Here is a 16567-nt window from a genome sequence, read left to right as displayed (position 1 = left end):
CACTACGCCTTGCGCCACACCAACAGCCGGTTATTCACCGGCAGGGTGTAATCGTGCTGAAACTGCATCCCCGCCTGTTCCGCCAGCCGGTTCAGGTCGGCAAAATCGCGAATCCCACTGCGCGGATCACGCATCTTCAACCACTGATCAAACCGCGCATTGCTCTCGCTGCTGTACTGCCCGTCATAGTTAAAAGGGCCGTACAGCACCAACAAACCACCCGCTGACAACAGCTTACCAACCCCGGCGAAAAATGCCTCCACTTCCGTCCAGCCCATAATGTGCACGGTATTGGCAGAATACACCGCATCCACCGCCAATTCAGGCCACGCATCGCGCACCACATCCAAAGCCAGCGGCGCACGGGTATTCGGCAAACCCGCCTCATCCAGCCACATCTGAATACCGGGGTGATGTACCGCCACATCGCTGGTATGCCACACCAACTGCGGCAAGGCCGCCGCGAAATGCACCGCGTGTTGCCCCGTGCCACTGCCCACTTCCAGCACCGCAGCACAGTCCCGCAACAACGGCTCCAGCACCGCCAGAATCGGCGCTTTGTTCTCTTCGCACGACTCAGAAAAAGGTTTTATTATCATCAGGCAACATCCGTTAGAATCTACAAAACAAAACCAATGGTAACAACATGACCCGCTACTTGACACTTACCCTCACTGCCCTGCTGCTGACAGGCTGCTTCGACAGCAAGCCCGACAACAAACTGCAAGCCCAGCTCCCACCCGGCGCAACCCTCAACGCCGACGGCACCGTGCTGGCACAAGGGCGCGTGGTTGGGGTTAGCGATGGCGACACCATCACCGTACTAGCCAGCAACAAACAATCATACAAAATCCGCCTGCAAGGCATCGACGCCCCCGAAAAAGCCCAACCCTTCGGTCAAAAGTGCAAGGAAGCCCTGATGACGCAAGCCATCAACCTCACCGCGACCGTGGAAGCCCACAAACTCGACCGTTACGGGCGCGTCCTCGGCAAAGTCACTGTCGAAGGCCAAGACGTAGCCCTCACCCAAATCCAATCAGGCTGCGGCTGGCACTACACCGCTTACATGAAAGAACAAAGCAAAGACGACCAAATCGCCTACGCTGCTGCTGAAAAACAGGCACGCAAAGCCAAACGCGGTTTATGGAAAGACAAACAACCGCAAGCCCCGTGGGATTTCCGCAAACATAAGGTAAGTTAAGGAAAGTTGCGTGTATTCGTCCTATGCTTGTAGAAGAACACAACAACTCAGGGCAAAGATCATGCATCACACACTCCCCGACCTCCCGGTGTTGCCGCGCATTCTCGCAGGTCCCATCCTACGGCGCGTCACCGTTGACAGCGCCAATGTCTGGCTAGCCAGCAGCAGCGAATTGCAGTTGGAATTGCGCATTTTCGATGCCAACGGCACGCTGATTAGCCAACCACCGGAACCCAAACCGCAACGCCGCCGTAACCGTACCAACCCCACAAGCTGGCAACTCGGCGCACAATTGTGGTTCACCTTGGTGGAAGCACTCCCGCTAGCTGATGCAGGTACATTTCCTCAAGACACTCTGCTCAGCTACGAACTTTTGGACACGGAGACCGAACAGCCTTTGGATCTGGATGATGTCTGTCTGGAAGGCGCAAGCCGCCCCGGTTTTTACATACCCAGCCAACTCGGCGTCATTGCCTACGGTTCTTGCCGCAAGGCGCACGGGCTTACGTTCAATGATGATGGCAGCATTCAACGCAAAGATTCCCTCGCCCTGCTGACCGAACAATTGGAAGAGACTCAGCATGATTTGAGCCAGCGCCCGGCGATGCTGTTCCTGATTGGCGACCAGATTTACGCCGATGATGTCCTGCCCGAACTGATGACCTACCTGCAAGCCCTGTCACTGCAATTAATGGGCAAAAGCATCCCACTTCCCGATGGCAGCGATGCCTGCCTCATTAGCACCCAAGAACGTACCGCTTTGAAAGCTGGCTGCGGCCTGACCTCCAGCTCCCAACATGCCCACGTACTCAGTTTCGGGGAATACGCCGCCTTGTATCTGGTCACATTCGGCAACCGAGTCGGTTTCCAGTTTCCCCCCGAAGGCAGGGAAGACCTCGCCGCCGCACGTCACATGAGGACTTATTCCCCCGAAAAGCTCAAAGATTTTGAGCGCTTGAGCCTGCAAACCTTTGTCAGCAGCCAGCCGCAGGTACGCAAGGCATTCGCCAATATCGTCACCTACATGAATTTTGACGACCACGACATCACCGATGACTGGAATCTCAACCGCAGTTGGTACGACAAACTCAGCGCCAGCGCCAATGGCACGCGGGTTATATCCAACGGCTTGGCCGCCTACTGGGCTTTTCAAGGCTGGGGCAATAACCCCGACAACTACCCCGCCCGCTTTATCCAAGTCATCAAGGATCATCTGGATGACCCGGAGGATCGTCACAAATGTGCTGAATTCGATTTTCGCCTATGGAAATTCCGGCGCTGGAGCTTCGTGTTACCCACCAACCCGCCGATTTTTGTGATGGATTCGCGCACCCAACGGAATTTCGGCAGCAATAACCAGCCCCCGCAATTGATGGATCGCTACGCACTCGACGAAATGCGCGGCGAATGGTTAAACATAGAAAATCAACAGCAAACCCCGATTTTCATGACCGGCACACCCGTGTTCGGCTTTTCCTCGATCGAATGGTTGCAAGACGTGTTGTACCGAATCGGGGTACTCATGGGCGGTTTCACCGGGCTATTCAGCGCCAGCAGCATCGACGTGGAAAGCTGGGTTGCCAATCGGCGCGGCTTTGCGTTTTTCCTCGACACATTGCTACTGCGGATGGGGCTGACAAAAGTCACTTTCCTGTCCGGCGATGTGCATTACAGTTTTGCCAACCGTGCTTATTACAGCAACCGCAGTAACCTGCTAAAACCGCAGTCCGACACCAATGACTGGCAATACTCCCCTACCCTGCAATGCCTGCAACTCACCAGCAGCGCGATGCGCAATACCCCCGAATCAGGCCGCTGGCTGGAAACCTTCCTCGCCAACTGGACCACCAAGGTACGTCTTGGCCCGTGCAGCCCAGAAACCCTGCCTTGGTGGGAACGTGTGTTTTTCTGGCGATTTTTCCGTTACAACACTTGGGCAGTAGAAGTGAATGGCATTCCGGGAAAAACTGTACAGCAGCACAGCATCAAACCGTGGTGGAAAATCCTGTTGTTCTGGCGCGTCATCAAGATCGAAAATTGGCGTCCGAGATTACGCACCGAACTCAACTGGATCACCAGCCGCCCGAATGTGGCGCTGGTGTATTTGCAGAATGGGGAGGTGGTCAGGCAAGTGTTACTGTCCGGCGATGAACGCGAAAACAATCTGACGTATGAAATACCGCCAGACACGCTGTCTTAAACCACGGGTGTTTTCGCCTTTTCACCTGCCACTTCCCGCACCAGTTTAGGTACGAGGAAACCGGGGAGCCGCTGACGCACGCCTTCCAGTAACGGCAAGGCTTCGCTTTCCGGCACTTCAAAATGCGCCGCACCTGCGACCCGGTCCAGTACATGCAGGTAATACGGCAACACCCGCTGGGCAAACAAACCTTCGCTCAAATCGACTTGCGCCTGCACACTGTCATTCACGCCGCGTAACAACACGGCCTGATTCAGCAAAGTCACGCCTGCGGAATGCAAAGCAGCCAGCGCTTGCTGCACATCATCCGCCGCCAGCTCCTGCGCGTGATTGGCGTGGATAACCATCACCACTTGCTGGCGAATACCGGCCAGTAGCTGCAAAAACCCGGCATCAATCCGCGACGGCAACACCACTGGCAAACGGGTGTGAAAACGTACCCGCGTAATGTGCGGCATCGCTGCCAGTTGCCCCAAAAACAGCGCCAAACGCTCATCCGACAAGGTAAGCGGGTCGCCACCACTCAAAATCACTTCGCGCACATCCGGGTTAGCACGGATATAGGCTAATGCACCCTCCCACTCGCCCTTCACCGGGTTGGATTCGCTGTAAGGGAAATGCCGCCGGAAACAATAACGGCAATGCACCGCACACGCCCCTGTCGTCACCAACAACACCCGCCCGTGGTACTTGTGCAAGACCCCATCCGCCACCAACGAAGGTTGGTCGCCGACTGGATCGTGGTTGAAACCTTCTACCACTTGCAACTCATCATCCAGCGGCAAGACTTGGCGTAAGAGCGGGTCGTTCCAATCGCCGGGCTTCATGCGAGCCATGTAGCTGTGCGGAACCAGCAGACGGAACTGGCGCACTACTTCCACACTGACACCTTCGCCGACTAAGTTCAGCGCCTGCATCAGCAGCAGCGGATCACGCACTGCACCTGCCAATTCACGCTGCCAAACAGTTACTTTTGCAGACACAACATTTTCTACCTGATTTTTTATCTGGATTCCGGTTATCATAGCGGGCTATTTTACGTTTAGATGATTTTGGAGACGGACTAATGGCCACCTATGGTAGCAATGATTTAAGAGTTGGTGTGAAGATTATCCTCAATGGCGACCCTTACACCGTCGTGGAAAGCGATTTTGTAAAGCCCGGTAAAGGCCAAGCCTTCACCCGCGCCCGTGTCCGCAACCTCAAAACGGGGCGTACCATCGAACAAACCTTCAAGTCAACCGAGACTCACGAAGGCGCTGACGTTGAAGACCGCGATATGGAATACCTCTATTCTGACGGTGAAAACTGGACGTTCATGGATAGCAGCAACTTTGAACAGCTTGATGCAGGCGCAACCGCGATGGCTGATGCTGTCAAATGGCTGAAAGGCAATGAAAAGTGCATCGTCACCCTGTGGAACGGCGTACCGTTGCAAGTGACTCCACCCAACTTTGTCGAATTAAAAATCACCCAGACCGACCCTGGCCTGCGTGGTGATACCGCCACTGGCGGCACCAAGCCTGCTACGCTGGAAACCAACGCAACCGTCAAAGTTCCGTTGTACATGGAAGAAGGCGAAATCCTCAAAATCGACACCCGCACTGGCGAATACGTTTCCCGCGTCAAAGCGTGAATCTGACTGCTTTGCAGGAACGCGCATCCCTGAATCATCAGGTGCGCGTTTTTTTTGCGGAACGTAAGGTGCTGGAGGTTGAAACCCCAGCACTGTCGCAAGCAGGCAATACCGACCCTTTCATCGACAGCTTCAGCGTCAACACCCCGGCAGGCTTACGCTATTTGCACACCTCGCCGGAATACCCGATGAAACGCTTATTGGTCGCGGGTTCGGGTGACATCTACCAACTTTGCAAAGTATGGCGGCGCGATGAAAGCGGCAAGCGCCATAACCCCGAATTCACCTTACTGGAATGGTATCGGCTCGGTTTCACTTGGCGACAACTGATGCAGGAAGTCGCTGACTTATTGCACATTCTGATTCCGCATCTACAAAAACCACCGCGTTTTTGCAGCTATCGTGAGTTGTTCCTTGAAACTGTGCAGCTTGATCCCCATGTTGCCACAGAAGCCGAACTGTCAGCGTGCGCCCGTGCGCACGCTATTAACATCGACGGCGATATGCCCGCGCAAGCGTGGCGGGACTTGCTGCTCACCCATTGCGTGGAACCGCAATTACCGACAGACCAGTTGACCTTTGTCTACCATTATCCAGCAAGCCAAAGTGCGCTGGCCAAGGTGGATACTTTTGACGGGCAACGCTTGGCAGAACGTTTCGAGGTATACCTCGGCGCGTTAGAACTCGGCAATGGTTATCAGGAACAAACTGATTCAGCGCAGAATCGTTTAATTCTGGTAGAAGATGCACACACGCGCGGTAATGACATCCCCGTCGATGAACGGTTTCTTGCCGCACTCGAACAGGGATTGCCAGAATGTGCCGGGGTTGCGGTCGGTATCGACCGTATCCTGATGTGCAGGATGCAAGTGAATGACCTGAAACAGGTTATCGCTTTTCCGTGGGAGGTGGCATAATAGCCACCGAAAATGACATTCAAGGAGATAAAACGTGGACTTTCTGATATCTAACGCTCATGCCGAAGGCGCGGCAGCACCCGCTGGCGGTGGCATTGAAATGCTGTTAATGATGGGTGTGTTTTTCGCCATCATGTATTTCATGATTATCCGCCCGCAGCAAAAGCGCGCCAAAGAACACAAACAAATGCTGGAATCCCTAAGCAAAGGTGATGAAGTCGTCACGGGTGGCGGCGTACTTGGTAAAGTAGCAGGCATCAACGAAAACTTTGTCGAACTGACGGTTGCTGATAATGTCGTCATCAAAGTACAAAAACAGGCTGTTGCTTCTGTCCTGCCTAAAGGCACGATGAAAGGCGCATGAAGAAGGTGAGTGAGGGGGAATATACCCCCTCGCACCCAACCCACACGGAATCCTATAACAATGAATCGCTATCCACTCTGGAAGTACCTCATGATCGCAGTGATCCTGCTGGTCGGGGTCATCTACTCAGTTCCCAACTTTTTTCCATCGGAACCGGCTGTACAGCTCAGTTCCAAGGTCGACAAAACGATCGACCCAGCCACCATGCAGCGTTTCGAGCAAGCCTTACAGGCTAAGGGCTTGACGATCCGCGCCAGCGAAAACAACGGCCAACAAGCCCTGTTCCGCTTTGAAGACACCGATGTCCAGCTGAAAGCCTCCGAAGCCTTGAAAGCAGCCGTCGGCGACGAATTTATAGTGGCACTCAACCTTGCGCCCTCCACCCCCGGCTGGCTGCGCTCATTGAATGCCAACCCCATGTTCCTCGGCCTAGACCTACGCGGCGGCGTACACTTCCTAATGGAAGTGGATATGAAAGCCGCCCTCGACAAGCAAATTGACCGTTACGAAGATGAATTCCGCGATTTTCTGCGCGAAAAAGACATCAAGTATCTGGGCATTGCCCGTGAAGGCGATACTGTCCTGGCCAAATTCCGCGATGCCGCCAGCCGCGATGCCGCTCAAGCGGCATTAAGCGATGAATACCGCGACAACCTGCAATTCACCGTGCCACAAGGTAGCACTGACTTACAAGCCAGCATTTCACAAGTGGCCATGCTGAATATCCAGAAATTTGCCCTGCAACAGAACATCACCACTTTGCGCAAACGGGTCAATGAGTTGGGTGTTTCTGAACCGGTTATCCAACAACAAGGTACTAACCGCATTGTGGTGCAACTCCCCGGCGTACAAGACACTGCACGTGCTAAAGAAATTCTAGGTGCAACCGCTACCCTCGAATTCCGCTTGGTGGATGAAACCAACGACGCAGCACAAGCACAACAAAGCGGACGCGCCCCCATTGGTTCGCAAATCTACAAAGAACGCAGTGGTTCCCCGATATTGCTCAAACGCCAAGTCATGCTGACGGGTGATTACATCATTGATGCGTCTTCTGGTTTTGATGATAACAATCGTCCCGCCGTACACATCACGCTTGACGGTAAAGGCGCTAGCCGCTTCAGCAAAGTTACTGGCGAAAACCAGAAAAAACTGATGGGCGTAGTCTTTATCGAAACCAAAATCGAGAGTAAGGAAATCGATGGCAAACAGGTAAAAACCAGCTCAACGACTCAGGAAGTCATCAATGTCGCACGGATTCAGGAACAACTGGGCAAACGCTTCCAGATTACTGGATTGGATTCCCCCAAAGAAGCGCGTGACTTAGCACTGTTGCTGCGTGCTGGTGCCTTGGCTGCCCCGGTTTACATCGTGGAAGAACGTACCGTCGGCCCGAGCATGGGTAAAGAAAATATCGAGAAAGGCTTCAACTCCAACCTTTGGGGCTTTATTGCTGTCGTGTTATTCATGGTTATTTACTACCGTGTCTTTGGCATGATTTCCAGCGTGGCCTTGGCGATCAATGGTTTCTTCCTGTTTGCGCTGTTGTCGATGATTCAGGCAACCCTGACCTTGCCGGGTTTAGCCGGTATTGCTTTGACACTCGGTATGGCGATTGATGCCAACGTGTTGATCAACGAACGTATCCGGGAAGAATTACGCGCGGGTGCTTCGCCACAAGTCGCTATCAACGTCGGTTACGACCGCGCGTGGGGAACCATTATCGACTCCAACCTGACTACCCTGATTGCAGGTATTGCCTTGTTCCTATTAGGTTCCGGGCCAATCAAGGGCTTTGCCGTGGTGCTGTGTCTGGGGATTTTGACCTCCATGTTCAGTGCGGTCACGGTATCACGGGCGATGGTCAACCTCGTCTACGGTTACAAACCACACCTGCAAAAGATTGAGATTTAAGGGAGTCAGGTCATGTTAGAGTTTTTCCATTTTAAGAAAGCCATTCCGTTCATGCGGCATGGCAAAACCACCACCACCATCTCGCTGGCGACCTTCGTATTTTCAGTATTCGCGCTGTTGTTCTACGGCCTGAATCTGGGGGTAGATTTCACCGGCGGTACAGTTATGGAAGTGCGTTACGCACAAGCTGCCCCTATCGACAATATCCGTGAAGCCATCAAGGCCACCGGCTATCACGAAGTGGCGGTGCAGAACTTTGGTTCTACTCAGGATGTGTTGATCCGCCTGCCCTTGAAGGAAGGCGTTTCCAGTGCGCAAGTCAGTGAACAAATCATGGGCGTGCTGAAAACAGGTACACCAGATGTATCACTCAGCAAAGTGGATTTCGTCGGCGGGCAAGTCGGTCAGGAACTGTATGAAAACGGCGGACTGGCACTGATTCTGGTGGCGGCCGGTATCATTATTTACCTCGCTTTCCGCTTTGAATGGCGCTTTGCGGTCTCTGCCGCAGTTGCCAACCTGCATGACGTGGTGATCATTCTGGGCTTGTTTGCCTTCTTCCAATGGCAGTTTGACCTGACAGTATTGGCAGGTATTCTGGCGATATTGGGCTACTCGGTGAATGAATCAGTGGTGGTATTTGACCGGATTCGGGAAAATATCCGCACCATGCGCGATGACACCATCCCCGACATTATCGACAGCGCTATCACCACCACCATGTCACGTACCATCATTACCCACATTTCCACCCAGATCATGGTATTGGCCATGTTGTGGTTCGGTGGCGAAGCCTTGCATAACTTCGCACTGGCACTGACCATCGGGATTATGTTTGGTATTTACTCCTCGGTACTGGTGGCATCACCCTTGCTGCTGCTGTTCGGCCTCCAGCGTGAACACATGATCCCGAAAGAGAGCGAAAAAATCGAAGGCATGAGCGCCGACGGTTCTGTCGTGTAAGCTCACACCTGAAGTTAAGCGGGGCAACCAGTCAGGTTGCCCCCAAACCGCGCCGCATCTGTTTTTCCAGCTCCACCAACACAAACAGTGCCACACCCATCCCAACCACCAATAAACCATCCACCAAACTCACTGCTTCTGTCGCAAATACCGCCTGCATCGCGGGTAAATAGGTAATCGCAAACTGCGCCATGATGACCACGACTACCGCCAACCACACCATTTTCGTACCGCGCACCGCCCGCCAGGTCAATGACGTGCTGTACAGGTTGCGAATGAAAAACAAATGGAAAATCTCCATTACCACCAGAGTATTCATCACCAGCGTCCGCGCCAGTTCCAGCGAGTAGCCTTGATCCTGCGCGTAAGCGTAAACCCCAAACGTGCCACACAGGAACAAGGTTGTCACCAGCGTAATATGCCAGATCAGACCACCACTGAGCAGAGGTTGATTACGCAAACGCGGCGGACGCCGCATGGTATTCACCTCGGTAGGCTCAAACGCCAGCGCCAAGCCCAACGTAGCCGCCGTCACCATATTGACCCACAAAATCTGGAGCGGGGTAATCGGCAACAGCATCCCCAGCAGCAAAGCCAATACAATCACCGCCGCTTCGCCAGTACTGGTAGGCAACGTCCAACTGATGACTTTTTTGATATTGTCATACACCGTGCGGCCTTCACGCACGGCTGCCACAATCGAGGCGAAATTATCATCGGCCAGCACCAATTCAGCGGCTTCCTTGGCGGCCTCACTGCCCTTGTTGCCCATCGCGATTCCCGCATCGGCACGCTTCAGCGCGGGGGCATCGTTCACCCCATCCCCGGTCATGGCCACGGTCATGCCTTGCGCCTGTAATGCCATGACCAACCGCAATTTGTGTTCCGGGGTGGTGCGGGCAAACACGTCGGTATGCAAGACCACCACTGCCAGCTCGGCATTATTCAGCATGTCGAGTTCCGAACCAGTCAGCACCTTATCCGGGTTGCGCAAACCAATCTGTTTGCCAATCGCAGCAGCCGTGCTGGCGTGGTCGCCTGTGATCATTTTCACACCGATACCCGCCTGATAGCATTCGGCAATGGCGGCAACCGCCTCCGAGCGCGGCGGGTCAATCAAACCCACCAAACCCAACAGGGTAAGCTGGCCTTCCTGCACATCCGCCATTGTCAATACGGTATGCTCGGGCGGCACATCACCACTCGCCAACGCCAGCACCCGTTGCCCCTGAGAGGCAATGGTCTCCGCTTGTTGCTGCCAATATCCACTATCCAGCGGCTCCGCCTTCCCCGCCGCCGTGCGCTGGTAATGACACATGCCCAACAGACTTTCCGGCGCACCTTTGACCAGAATACCCGCGTGCTGTTGATGATCGTGGTACAACGTTGCCATGAATTTATGGCGGGAATCAAAGGGAATTGCATCGGTGCGCGTCCACTGGGCACGGGTCGCGGCCTGTTCCAACCCGGTTTTGGCGGCAAACGCCAGTAACGCCCCCTCCATCGGATCACCTTCCACCGTCCAGTGGGCAGCTTGCTGATGGAGTTCCGCATCATTACACAGCAATGCAGCCCTCCCCAGCTCATGCATCAACTGTTGCGCAGCGTGTTCCAGCGGCTGGCCTGCCTGCTGAATCGTGCCGTGTGGTTCATAACCTGCCCCATCCACACTGAATACGCCGACCGCAGTGCTCACACTGGCCACCATCATTTCATTGCAGGTCAAGGTGCCGGTTTTATCGGTGCAAATCACTGACACCGCCCCCAGCGTTTCAATCGCGGGCAAGCGCCGCACAATGGCATGGCGTTGCGCCATCGCCTGCACCCCGACCGCGAGGGTAATGGTTAACACCGCAGGCAAACCTTCGGGAATCGCCGCCACCGACAAGCCCACCACCGCCATGAACAAGTCGCCGAAATCCTGATGCTGCACGAAATAGCCAAACGCAAAAATCAGCGCGGCAATGGTCAGGATGAACAGCGTCAGCCATTTGGCGAACACATCCATCTGCGCCACTAACGGCGTTGTCAGGGTTTCCACCCCGGACAGCAGCCCGCTGATACGCCCGATCTCAGTGTTCCCGGCAATCGCCACCACCACACCCCGGCCTTGCCCGCTGGTCACGGTGGTGCCGCTGAAAACCAGGTTGGTGCGGTCGCCTAACCCAGCTTCCTGCGCGACAGTTCCGGTCTGTTTATCGACAGCCACTGACTCCCCGGTGAGGATCGCTTCTTGCACCTGCAAACCGTAAACCTGTAACAAGCGCAAGTCAGCGGGCACTTTATCCCCCGCTTCCAGCAATACGATGTCACCGGCAACCAACGTATCCCCCGCTACCGTCTGTCGCCGTCCGTCCCGCAACACCGCCGCATGGGGAGCCAGCATCTGGCGGATCGCATCCATCGCTTTTTCGGCCTTGCCCTCTTGCAGGAAACCAATGACCGCATTGGCAAACACCACCCCCAAAATCACCCCCGTATCCACCCAGTGACCCAGCAAGGCCGTCACCAGTGCTGCCGCCAGCAACACATAAATCAGGATATTGTGAAATTGCGTGAGAAAACGCAGCAACAGGCTGCGGCGCGGCGGCTCCGGCAAACGGTTAGCCCCACCGCTCTCGTGGCGTTGCCGAGCGACTTCGGCACTCAAGCCATCGGCGTGACAGTCAAGTTGGGTCAGTACGGCATCGGACGGCAGGTTGTGCCAATGAGTAAAATCCGGCATGGGTTCACCTGTTATTTTGCTGCTGAATGCAAGAAGTCTATCAGGGTAGCAGGATTTGCTTGGCCTTTTTCCGACTTCCATCAAGTAAATGCTTTTCCAAAGCTGCTAGCCTTTGAGTGACAACAATAGGAGGGAGGAACACATGTTTCAAGTCAGAATCCACGGGCGGGGTGGGCAAGGCGTGGTCACCGCCGCCGAGATGCTCTCTATCGCCGCGTTTATCAAAGGCAAGCATTCGCAAGCCTTTCCCAGCTTCGGATCCGAGCGCATGGGCGCACCCGTCATGGCGTTTTGCCGTATCGACGCCAAGGAAATCCGCCTGCGCGAACCTGTCCTCAACCCCGATGCGCTGATCATTCAAGACCCCGGCTTGCTGCATCAAGTCAACCTGTTTGAAGGGCTGGCGGAACACGGTTACATCCTCATCAACTCCACCCATACGCTGGCAGAGCTGGGGCTGGAAGATTACCTGCGCGAACACCCACAGCGTCAGGTTTGCGTCATTCCCGCCTCCGAGATTGCGCTAAAACACGTCGGACGTCCGCTGCCGAATGCGGCTTTGCTGGGGGGCTTTGCTGCCCTCACCGGCCTGATCCAGATGGAGGCACTGCAAGCCGCGATCCGCGACAAATTCAGCGGCAAGATTGCCGAACAGAACATCGCCGCCGCGCAAGCCGCTTTCGCGCAAGTGCAGACCAACACGCAAGGAGCCACCCCATGCTAAAACAGATCGAAGGCTCCCAAGCCGTTGCCGAAGCCATCGGCCTGTGCCGCCCAGAAGTGATTTGCGCCTACCCCATCACCCCGCAAACCCACATCGTGGAAAACCTCGGGCAGATGGTCGACAAGGGGCAAATCGACCCGTGTGAATACATCAACGTCGAATCCGAGTTCGCCGCCATGTCGGTGGCGATTGGCGCGAGTGCTGCCGGGGCACGCGCCTACACTGCCACCGCCAGTCAGGGCTTGCTGTTCATGGCGGAAGCGGTCTACAACGCTTCTGGCCTCGGCCTGCCCATCGTGATGACCATTGGCAACCGCGCGATTGGTGCGCCGATCAATATCTGGAACGACCATCAGGACAGCCTGTCGATGCGTGATGCAGGCTGGATTCAGCTCTACGCCGAAACCAATCAGGAAGCGGTCGATTTACACATTCAAGCCTTCCGGCTGGCGGAAGAACTGTCCGTGCCGGTAATGGTGTGCGTGGATGGCTTCATCCTCACTCACGCTTACGAGCGCGTCGACATCCCCGAACAGGCGCAGGTCGATGCTTATCTACCGCCATTTTCACCGCGCCAGATGCTCGACCCTGCTAACCCCGTCACTATCGGCGCGATGGTCGGGCCGGAAGCCTTTATGGAAGTGCGTTACCTCGCGCATTACCAGCAGATGCAGGCATTGGGGCTGATCCCGGAACTGGCGGAGGAATTCCAGCAGCAATTCGGGCGCGATTCCGGCGGGCTGGTCAAGCCGTACCGCAGCGCAGACGCCGACACCATCGTGGTGGCACTCGGTTCCGTCAACGGCACGATCAAGGATGTGGTGGATGAAATGCGTGAGCAAGGCGTTTCCATCGGCTCACTGAGCATTTGCACTTACCGCCCGTTCCCGCGCAAAGCCGTGCGTAGTGCCTTGCAACACGCCAAGCGCATCGTGGTGGTAGAAAAATCCCTCGCGGTGGGCATCGGCGGCATCGTTGCCACCGACGTGCAAATGGCCGTCGCCGGGCTGCACAAGCCGGTGCATACCGTGATTGCAGGCTTGGGCGGCAGGCCGATTACCCGCGATTCGTTGCGCAAGCTGTTCCACAAAGCCGATCAGGGGCATCTGGCGCATTTGCAATTTCTCGACCTCAAGCACGCGCTGGTGCATGAGGAAATCGCCCGCATGGAAGGCCAGCGCCATTCCGGCCCCAGCGCCGAGAATATCCTGCGCGGCATGGGCACCATCGCCAGCCAGATACGCTAGGAGAGACACATGGAAACCACCATCAAGTTTTACCAGACCGACACGTTTACCGTCGGCAACCGCCTGCTCTCCGAAGCCGAACGCAGCGTGCAAGCGGGAATGCAGCGCACCAACGCGCTCAATTCCGGGCATCGCGCCTGTCAGGGCTGCGGCGAAGCACTCGGCGCACGTTTTGCGGTGGATGCGGCGATGCGTGCCACCAACAATCAGTTAGTCGCCTGCAACGCCACCGGCTGCCTCGAAGTCTTTTCCACCCCCTACCCCGAATCGTCGTGGCAATTGCCGTGGCTGCATTCGCTGTTCGGCAATGCGGCGGCAGTGGCCACCGGGGTCGCGGCAGCGATGAAGGTCAAGGGTAAACAGCACATCCGCGTGCTGGCGCAAGGCGGCGACGGCGGCACCACCGACATCGGTTTCGGCTGCTTGTCGGGGATGTTCGAGCGTAACGACGACGTGCTCTACATCTGCTACGACAACGAAGCCTACATGAATACCGGGGTGCAACGTTCTTCCGCCACCCCGCCCGCTGCGCGTACCGCCACCACCATGCCGGTCGGGCAGCACGCCAACGGCAATGTGTTCGGCAAGGGCAAAAGCGTGCCACTGATTGCGATGGCGCATGAAATTCCTTACGTGGCGACCGCTTCGGTGGCCGATTTGCGCGATCTGGAGGCGAAAGTCACCAAAGCGATGTCGATCCACGGGGCGCGTTACATCCACATCCATGTGCCTTGCCCGCTGGGTTGGGGGGCTGACCCGGCACACACCATCAAGCTGGCGCGGCTGGCGATTGAGTCGGGGCTGTTCCCCGTGTTCGAGGCGGAACATGGCGAAATCACCGGGCATCGTGCCATTCGCGCACAAGTGCCGGTGGAGGATTACCTGAAGCTGCAAAAACGCTTCGCCCATCTGTTCCGCGCACCCAAACAGGTCGACGTTATTGCGCATTTGCAGGCGATGGCTGACCGCAATATCCGCCGCTTCAAACTGTTGGAGAAATTCACATCACCTACCGGAGGGGCTGCCGCATGAGTATTCAAAAGCCATTCGCGATTACGCTGGATAAGAACACCAGCCTTGCCAATCACACTGGCTCGTGGCGCAGCAAACGCCCGGTGTACGTTGACCGTTTGCCACCTTGTAATGCGACCTGCCCGGCGGGGGAAAATATCCAGAACTGGTTGTTCCATGCCGAATCGGGCAATTACGAAGCGGCTTGGCGCAGCCTGACCGAAAACAACCCGCTGCCCGCGATCATGGGGCGAGTGTGTTACCACCCCTGCGAAGGTGCGTGCAACCGGGGGCAACTGGACGAAGCGGTCGGCATCAATGCGGTGGAACGTTTCCTCGGCGACGAAGCGCTGAAACAGGGCTGGGCATTCGCCAAGCCAGTGGCAGAAAGTGGCAAGCGCGTGCTGGTGGTCGGTTCTGGCCCGGCGGGCTTGTCGGCAGCTTACCATTTGCGCCGTATGGGTCATGGCGTGACCATTGTTGAGGCGGAAACAGCGGCGGGTGGGATGATGCGTTACGGCATTCCGCGTTACCGTTTGCCGCGTCGGGTGCTGGATGCCGAAGTGCAGCGCATCGTTGATATGGGCGTGGAATTGCGCCTCGACACCCGTGTGGATGACGTGCTGGCAATGCAGGCGGCGGAAGGTTTCGACGCGGTATTCCTCGGCATTGGTGCGGGCATTGCCAAGCGGGCGTACATCCCGGCGGGCGACGCCAGCCACATTACCGATGCAATCAGCGTGCTGCATGAGGTGGAAGAACATCCGCCGCTGCTGGGGCGCAAAGTGGTGATCTACGGCGGCGGCAATACCGCGATCGACGTAGCGCGTACTGCCAAGCGGTTGGGGGCTGAAGCGTCCATCATCGTCTACCGCCGCACCCGCGACAAAATGCCCGCACACGATTTCGAGGTGAAGGAAGCGCTGGAAGAAGGCGTGAAAATGAAGTGGCTTTCCACCATCACCGAAGCCGACGCAGGCAACATCACCATCGAAAAGATGGCGCTGGACGACAAAGGTTTCCCACAACCCACCGGCGAATTCGAGACATTGGCGGCGGATTCGGTGGTGCTGGCGCTGGGGCAGAACGTGGAACAAACCCTGCTGGAACACATTCCGGGTCTGGAACTAAAGTGGGACAGCGTGCAAACCGACGCGGTAATGATGACCAGCGTGGCGGGCGTGTTTGCCGGTGGCGACATGGTGGCAGGCGGCGAACGCACCGTGACCGTCTCGATCGGGCATGGCAAGAAAGCGGCGCGGGCGATTGATGCCTGGATGCGCGGCGAACGCTACCAGCCTGCGCCCAAGCACGAACCGGCTACCTTCGAGCGCCTCAACACCTGGTATTACGCTGACGCCGCAAAGACCGTGCGCCCGGTGCTCGACATTATCCGCCGCCAGTCAACCTTTGATGAGGTAGTCGGCGGGCTGGATGAAGGCAACGCGATGTACGAAGCGCGGCGCTGTTTGTCGTGCGGCAACTGTTTCGAGTGCGACAACTGCTACGGCGTGTGCCCGGATAGCGCGGTGATCAAGCTGGGGGCGGGCAAGCGGTTCGCGTTTAATTACGACTACTGCAAGGGGTGTGGGTTGTGTGTGGAAGAGTGTCCGTGCGGGGCGATTGCGGTGGAGTTGGAAGACAAATAACAACAGGCATTTGTAG

General features: G+C 56.2%; 14 protein-coding genes. 11 read left to right on the top strand and 3 right to left on the bottom strand.

Annotation, left to right across the window (positions count from 1 at the left end; translation table 11 throughout):
• Positions 1 to 2 precede the first annotated feature (2 nt).
• A complete protein-coding gene (locus Q394_RS0108290) occupies positions 3 to 599 on the bottom strand; it encodes a DUF938 domain-containing protein (protein WP_028488873.1) in 597 nt (198 codons plus the stop codon).
• A 47-nt stretch (positions 600 to 646) separates the two neighbouring features.
• On the opposite strand from Q394_RS0108290, the gene Q394_RS0108285 reads away from it, so the two are divergent.
• Together Q394_RS0108285 and Q394_RS0108280 are read left to right on the top strand one after the other, a co-directional pair.
• The gene (locus tag Q394_RS0108285; protein WP_028488872.1) at positions 647 to 1201 is read left to right on the top strand and encodes a thermonuclease family protein; all 555 of its coding nucleotides are present in this window, start codon (positions 647 to 649) and stop codon (positions 1199 to 1201) included.
• Positions 1202 to 1262: 61 nt separating this feature from the next.
• The gene (locus tag Q394_RS0108280; protein ID WP_028488871.1) at positions 1263 to 3401 is read left to right on the top strand and encodes a metallophosphoesterase family protein; all 2139 of its coding nucleotides are present in this window, start codon (positions 1263 to 1265) and stop codon (positions 3399 to 3401) included.
• On the opposite strand, the gene epmB is transcribed toward Q394_RS0108280, so the two are convergent.
• Entirely contained in the window at positions 3398 to 4384 is a 987-nt protein-coding gene (gene epmB, locus Q394_RS0108275; RefSeq protein ID WP_028488870.1) for an EF-P beta-lysylation protein EpmB, read from the bottom strand. The two genes, Q394_RS0108280 and epmB, sit on opposite strands and share 4 nt — an antisense overlap.
• Before the next feature lie 83 nt (positions 4385 to 4467).
• Between epmB and efp the strand changes: the two genes are divergently transcribed.
• Genes efp through secF form a run of 5 tightly spaced genes read left to right on the top strand, consistent with a single transcriptional unit; the run spans position 4468 to position 9195 of the window.
• Complete coding sequence (efp, locus tag Q394_RS0108270; RefSeq protein ID WP_028488869.1) at positions 4468 to 5037, top strand: elongation factor P; 570 nt, start codon at positions 4468 to 4470, stop codon at positions 5035 to 5037.
• The gene (epmA, locus tag Q394_RS0108265; protein ID WP_028488868.1) at positions 5034 to 5954 is read left to right on the top strand and encodes an EF-P lysine aminoacylase EpmA; all 921 of its coding nucleotides are present in this window, start codon (positions 5034 to 5036) and stop codon (positions 5952 to 5954) included. The genes efp and epmA overlap by 4 nt, the downstream gene beginning before the upstream one ends.
• Before the next feature lie 34 nt (positions 5955 to 5988).
• The gene (yajC, locus tag Q394_RS0108260; protein WP_028488867.1) at positions 5989 to 6318 is read left to right on the top strand and encodes a preprotein translocase subunit YajC; all 330 of its coding nucleotides are present in this window, start codon (positions 5989 to 5991) and stop codon (positions 6316 to 6318) included.
• Between the two features lie 60 nt (positions 6319 to 6378).
• Positions 6379 to 8232, top strand: coding sequence for a protein translocase subunit SecD (secD, locus tag Q394_RS0108255; RefSeq protein ID WP_028488866.1), 1854 nt, complete (start codon positions 6379 to 6381; stop codon positions 8230 to 8232).
• Positions 8233 to 8244: 12 nt separating this feature from the next.
• On the top strand, positions 8245 to 9195 hold the full coding sequence (secF, locus tag Q394_RS0108250) for a protein translocase subunit SecF (protein WP_028488865.1): 951 nt from the start codon (positions 8245 to 8247) through the stop codon (positions 9193 to 9195).
• Between the two features lie 31 nt (positions 9196 to 9226).
• Here secF and Q394_RS0108245 read toward each other — a convergent pair whose 3' ends face one another.
• Positions 9227 to 11920 (bottom strand): cation-transporting P-type ATPase, encoded by a 2694-nt coding sequence (locus tag Q394_RS0108245; RefSeq protein WP_028488864.1) that lies wholly within the window; start codon positions 11918 to 11920, stop codon positions 9227 to 9229.
• A 142-nt stretch (positions 11921 to 12062) separates the two neighbouring features.
• Here Q394_RS0108245 and Q394_RS0108240 point away from each other — a divergent pair, with 142 nt between their 5' ends.
• The 4 genes from Q394_RS0108240 to Q394_RS0108225 are packed head-to-tail and all read left to right on the top strand — an operon-like array spanning position 12063 to position 16551.
• Entirely contained in the window at positions 12063 to 12644 is a 582-nt protein-coding gene (locus Q394_RS0108240; protein ID WP_028488863.1) for a 2-oxoacid:acceptor oxidoreductase family protein, read from the top strand.
• A complete protein-coding gene (locus tag Q394_RS0108235; protein WP_028488862.1) occupies positions 12638 to 13891 on the top strand; it encodes a transketolase C-terminal domain-containing protein in 1254 nt (417 codons plus the stop codon). The genes Q394_RS0108240 and Q394_RS0108235 overlap by 7 nt, the downstream gene beginning before the upstream one ends.
• Before the next feature lie 9 nt (positions 13892 to 13900).
• Positions 13901 to 14923: a thiamine pyrophosphate-dependent enzyme gene (locus Q394_RS0108230; RefSeq protein ID WP_028488861.1), complete on the top strand. Its 1023-nt coding sequence runs from the start codon at positions 13901 to 13903 to the stop codon at positions 14921 to 14923.
• Positions 14920 to 16551, top strand: a complete 1632-nt coding sequence (locus tag Q394_RS0108225) for an NAD(P)-binding protein (RefSeq protein WP_038140936.1) — start codon at positions 14920 to 14922, stop codon at positions 16549 to 16551. The genes Q394_RS0108230 and Q394_RS0108225 overlap by 4 nt, the downstream gene beginning before the upstream one ends.
• Positions 16552 to 16567 lie beyond the last annotated feature (16 nt).

Origin of the sequence: Thiothrix lacustris DSM 21227 (assembly GCF_000621325.1) — a bacterium.
Classification (GTDB): Bacteria; Pseudomonadota; Gammaproteobacteria; order Thiotrichales; family Thiotrichaceae; genus Thiothrix; species Thiothrix lacustris.
This window is presented reverse-complemented; position numbering and strand designations above follow the sequence as displayed.

What these genes read in the sequence shown, in the direction of transcription:
- Q394_RS0108290 (WP_028488873.1), bottom strand. Translation starts at nt 599, where the DNA reads ATGATAATAAAACCTTTTTCTGAGTCGTGCGAAGAGAACAAAGCGCCG.
- Q394_RS0108285 (WP_028488872.1), top strand. Translation starts at nt 647, where the DNA reads ATGACCCGCTACTTGACACTTACCCTCACTGCCCTGCTGCTGACAGGC.
- Q394_RS0108280 (WP_028488871.1), top strand. Translation starts at nt 1,263, where the DNA reads ATGCATCACACACTCCCCGACCTCCCGGTGTTGCCGCGCATTCTCGCA.
- efp (WP_028488869.1), top strand. Translation starts at nt 4,468, where the DNA reads ATGGCCACCTATGGTAGCAATGATTTAAGAGTTGGTGTGAAGATTATC.
- secD (WP_028488866.1), top strand. Translation starts at nt 6,379, where the DNA reads ATGAATCGCTATCCACTCTGGAAGTACCTCATGATCGCAGTGATCCTG.
- secF (WP_028488865.1), top strand. Translation starts at nt 8,245, where the DNA reads ATGTTAGAGTTTTTCCATTTTAAGAAAGCCATTCCGTTCATGCGGCAT.
- Q394_RS0108245 (WP_028488864.1), bottom strand. Translation starts at nt 11,920, where the DNA reads ATGCCGGATTTTACTCATTGGCACAACCTGCCGTCCGATGCCGTACTG.
- Q394_RS0108240 (WP_028488863.1), top strand. Translation starts at nt 12,063, where the DNA reads ATGTTTCAAGTCAGAATCCACGGGCGGGGTGGGCAAGGCGTGGTCACC.
- Q394_RS0108235 (WP_028488862.1), top strand. Translation starts at nt 12,638, where the DNA reads ATGCTAAAACAGATCGAAGGCTCCCAAGCCGTTGCCGAAGCCATCGGC.
- Q394_RS0108230 (WP_028488861.1), top strand. Translation starts at nt 13,901, where the DNA reads ATGGAAACCACCATCAAGTTTTACCAGACCGACACGTTTACCGTCGGC.
- Q394_RS0108225 (WP_038140936.1), top strand. Translation starts at nt 14,920, where the DNA reads ATGAGTATTCAAAAGCCATTCGCGATTACGCTGGATAAGAACACCAGC.